Source organism: Enterobacter cloacae complex sp. IR5422, assembly GCF_049238165.1.
Taxonomy (GTDB): Bacteria; Pseudomonadota; Gammaproteobacteria; order Enterobacterales; family Enterobacteriaceae; genus Enterobacter; species Enterobacter roggenkampii.
Window position 1 is genome coordinate 1 of sequence record NZ_JBMKHT010000100.1, and the last position, 3,926, is coordinate 3,926.

At 63.9% G+C, this 3,926-nt stretch carries 2 protein-coding genes; both read right to left on the reverse strand.

The genetic code is table 11. From position 1 onward, the window contains the following. A partial coding sequence (locus ACOTXT_RS22285) for a filamentous hemagglutinin N-terminal domain-containing protein (protein WP_421625465.1) occupies positions 1 to 2,513 on the reverse strand: 2,513 nt, incomplete at its 3' end. Between the two features lie 14 nt (positions 2,514 to 2,527). Further along, the coding region (locus tag ACOTXT_RS22290) for a ShlB/FhaC/HecB family hemolysin secretion/activation protein (RefSeq protein ID WP_421625466.1) at positions 2,528 to 3,926 on the reverse strand (1,399 nt) is incomplete at its 5' end.

Consider the following 3,926-nt stretch of genomic DNA (forward strand, 5'->3'; position numbering starts at 1 on the left):
GTTAAATCCTGCGTGCTGTAGACCGATCCGCCCGCGAGGTTTGTGAGTGACCCGGTCTTCAGGCCGAGCAGGGTGGTCCCCTGCAGCAGTCCGCTGTTCTCCACCGAGGCAGCGTCCAGCGCCAGCGTACCGGCAACCAGCGTACCGCTGCTGATGATGCGGTCAGGAGCCGTCAGGGTCATGCGATCTGCTTTTGCGACGCCGGACTGGAGGATGTTCTGTCCGCTGAGCGCGATGGCGCTGGCGGTAAGCTCTCCGCCGCTGGTCAGGTCGCCGGTTGCGTTAAAACTCAGCGCGTTACCGGTGGATTTCCCGGCGTGCGCAAGGGTGCCCGCCGTCACCGACAGAGCACCCTTCGCCGCCTGCGTGCCGTTCAGCGCGGCATTCTGCGCCTGCAGGGTAAGCCCCTGCCCGCTCTGCAGATGCGCATCCCGGCCGGTGGTCAGGTCGCCGGTGCTGACGGTTAATGCCCCCGCCGCGTCCGTCTGCCCGTTCAGGCTGGCGCTGCGGGTCGCGGAAATCTGTACATTGCCCTGGCTGGTGGTACGGGACGCCTGACCGCTGGTCAGGGTGCCGGCCTGCGCCGTCAGCGCCGTCGCGCCGGACAGGGTGCCATTCTGTTCAAGCGCGTCTGCCGTCACGCTCATCGCCCCGTCAGCCAGCAGGCTGCCGCTGTTACGCAGGGTCTGCTGCGCCGTGACGTTTGCATTGCCTTTCGCGCTCAGCGTGCCCCGCTGCTCCAGGGTACCAACGCTCAGCGCCAGGTTGCCTGCGCTCTGCAGGGTACCGCTGTTAGTGACCGTCTGCCCCTTCAGGGTGACGTCGTTACCCTGCACCGTGCCGCCGTTTGTCAGCACTCCTGCGTTCACGTCAAGGTGGCCTTTCGCCGCCAGCTGGCCGCTGCTGGACACCCTGTCGCCGGAGAGGGCAATGTCGCGCCCCGCATTCACCTGCCCCTGATTACTGATGGCGCTGCCCGTCAGGCGGATATCGCCCGTGGCATCGGCCCGGCTCTGGCCATCCATCACCAGCTGTCCGCCGCTCAGGGCCAGATTCTCTCCTGCCGAGACCGCACTGGCCGTGGATGACAGCGTGCCGCCGCTGCTGAGGGTCGCGCGGGTATCGCTACCGCTGCGGGTATTCGCCAGCGTGATATCTTTCCCGGCCGCCACGCTGAGCGCGCCTTTGCTGGTGACGCTGCCGCCGCGCTGCGTCAGGCTGCCGTCGGTGGACAGCGTGGTGTCGGCCTGACCCGTCAGCGTCGCATCCGCAAGCGCCATTCCCTGTTTGCTCGTGACGGTTAGCGCCCCGCCCTGAGCCGACACGCCGCCGCCGTTGACGGTCAGGGTAGCTTTACTGTCCAGCGTCGCCGCGCCGCGGGAGACCAGGGAGGTATTGCTGAGCGTCATCCCCTGCCCGCTGCTCACCGACAGCGCCCCCGCGCTGTTTGTCCCGCCGCCCGTCGTCTGCACTTTCCCCGCAGCGGAAAGGCGCATATCGCCCTGGCTGGCGAGCGTGCTGTTATTGAGTTCCACATCCTGCGAGCTGGCCACATTCAGCGCGCCACCGGACTGATGGCTGCCGTTGAGGGCCACTCCCGCGCCGTTCGCGGTAATCGATCCGCTGGCCAGGCTGTTCGTGACCGTCAGTTTCCCGCCCGCGTCCAGCTGAATGTCGCCCTGGCGCGCGGTGAGGTTGCCGAGGTTCACCCCCACGCCCGTCTCGCTGGAGACCAGGCGGATACGGTTCGCATACATCCCGCCGAGCGCGCCGGTATCCACGGCCACCACGGGCGCGGCACCCTCACCGGCAATCGGCCTGACGCTGCCGTCTGCGCCAACGCGGTTCGCTCCTGCCGTCACCGTCAGGTCGTTCGCATGAATCGCGGCGTTCACTTCCGTTGCGCGCGCAATAATCGACAGCGCGTCGCTCTTGCTGGCATCCAGCCCCTGGCCTTCAACCGTGATGGCGCCTTTCGTCACCTCCAGCGCCTGCAGGTTACCGCTGGCGTCGAACTGCGGTTTCCCCGTGGTCAGGGTGACGTTCGGGGTGTTGATAAATCCGCACCCGTTACAGGTAATGCCGTACGGGTTGGCCACCATGACGTTTGCTGCTTTACCGGCGACTTCCGTATAGCCCTGCAGCTGCGAGCGGCTGGCGCCCGTGACTTCGTTGATAATGCCTTTCGCTTCCCGCCCGGCCTGCAGGTTGGGGTTGTTCTGGATAAGCCCGCCCAGCTGGGTCTGGGTTAAACGGTCCGTGCCGTTGTTGAGGATAAGCCCCTCTTTGCCGACGTTATACTCACCGAACTGGTTATGCGAGATACCCGCCCCGTTGGGCGTGGCGATGTTGACGACCGGCACCCCGCTCCCCGCCCGATCGACCGTGGTCTGCCCGGTTGGCGTAAGCGCCGCCGCGACGGCAGGTGCCATCGGCTGCCAGACCATCAGGCCGCAGACAATCCAGCTGATCAGACGCTGCGAGAAACGAACGGGTGGGTGACGGGTATCCATAGTCGTAGAGTCTCTTAAAGCATGAAGGCAATGCGCCAGTTAACGCTCACATGATCCGGGCCGAGCCAGTCGGGGTAGTGCAGGGGCGTGCCGACCGAAATCTGGCTGCTGTACCAACGCCCTGCGCTGCTCAGCCCCACCGAGCCTCCCCATAACGTGCCGGAGGCAAAGCGGTCCTGACGGTCTTTTTCCAGCCAGCCGCCGTCAACGGCGACCGTTGCGCTCACTGCGCCAATCACCGGAAGGGTGAAGAGGGAATACCCCAGCTCGTTGCGCCAGTAGCCGCCGTTATCCCCGGACAGGTACTGCTCTTTAAAACCGCGTACGGAGCTTTCGCCGCCGAGCGTCAGGCGCTCGGAGCCGTACAGCCGGTCGGGCGACCACTGGCCGTAGGCGCTGGTCAGCCACCAGGCGTTACGGGCGACTGGACGCTGGAAGCTGGCGTTCAGGCTCCATTTACGGAATTCCGCGCGCGGCATATCCCCGGACTTATCTTCGTCGGTTTCGGCATTGAACCACGGCATGCCGTGGCTCCAGGTCGGGTTGAAGGTCGCCACGCCGCCCAGCATTTTTTGCGTGTGCGTAATGCCCAGAATCAGGCTGGAGAGGTTGCGCGTGCTGCTCTGAAGCGGCGCGTCGTTGAGCCAGTTGCGGCTGGATCGCTGAACCACGCCTGCCGCAATGCCGGTTTTCACCTCCCCGTTGCGGAAGACCACCCAGGACGCGTTAACGCGGTGGGTTTTGGTATCGCCCGTGGAGAGCCAGTTGAATCCCTGGTTACTGATGGTGGTCCGGTAGTTACTCCAGGCGTAGCTGTAGTCCAGTAATCCATAGCCAAACGGCACGCTGACGCCCGCCTGAAAATTCTGCGCATCGTACGCGCTGGCAAAATCGCTGCTGCGCCCGCCGCTGACAAACCATTTATCCGCCAGCCCCAGCATATTATTGGCGGTGAGCACGCCGCTCAGCTGATCTTCGCCGGTACTCTTCTGCCCGCTATTATCCAGGCTTACCGATGCACTTAAGGGAAATTCCGGTTTTGCCGTGAGATTAACGATGGAATATCCGGCCTGCGTTCCCGGAAGAATTTCAATCTGAACCGGATCGGCGCGCAAACGGTTAATTTGCTCCATGCCCTGTTCGATGTCGCGTAAATTAAGGATGCCGCCCACCCGTCCCGGAAACGCCATTTTCAGCATACGCGGCGTTTCGCCTTCCAGACGGATCGCTTCCAGTCTGCCTTCCAGCACAACAATATTCAGCTGACCGCCGGAGAGATCCTGCTCGGTAAGAAAAGCGCGGCTGGTAATATATCCCCGGCTGATATACCAGTCAGAAATATGGGCGAGAAGTTCCGTTATTTTCGCCATATCCAGACAGCGGCCCTGCCACGGCGCGACAAGGGTCTGCCGG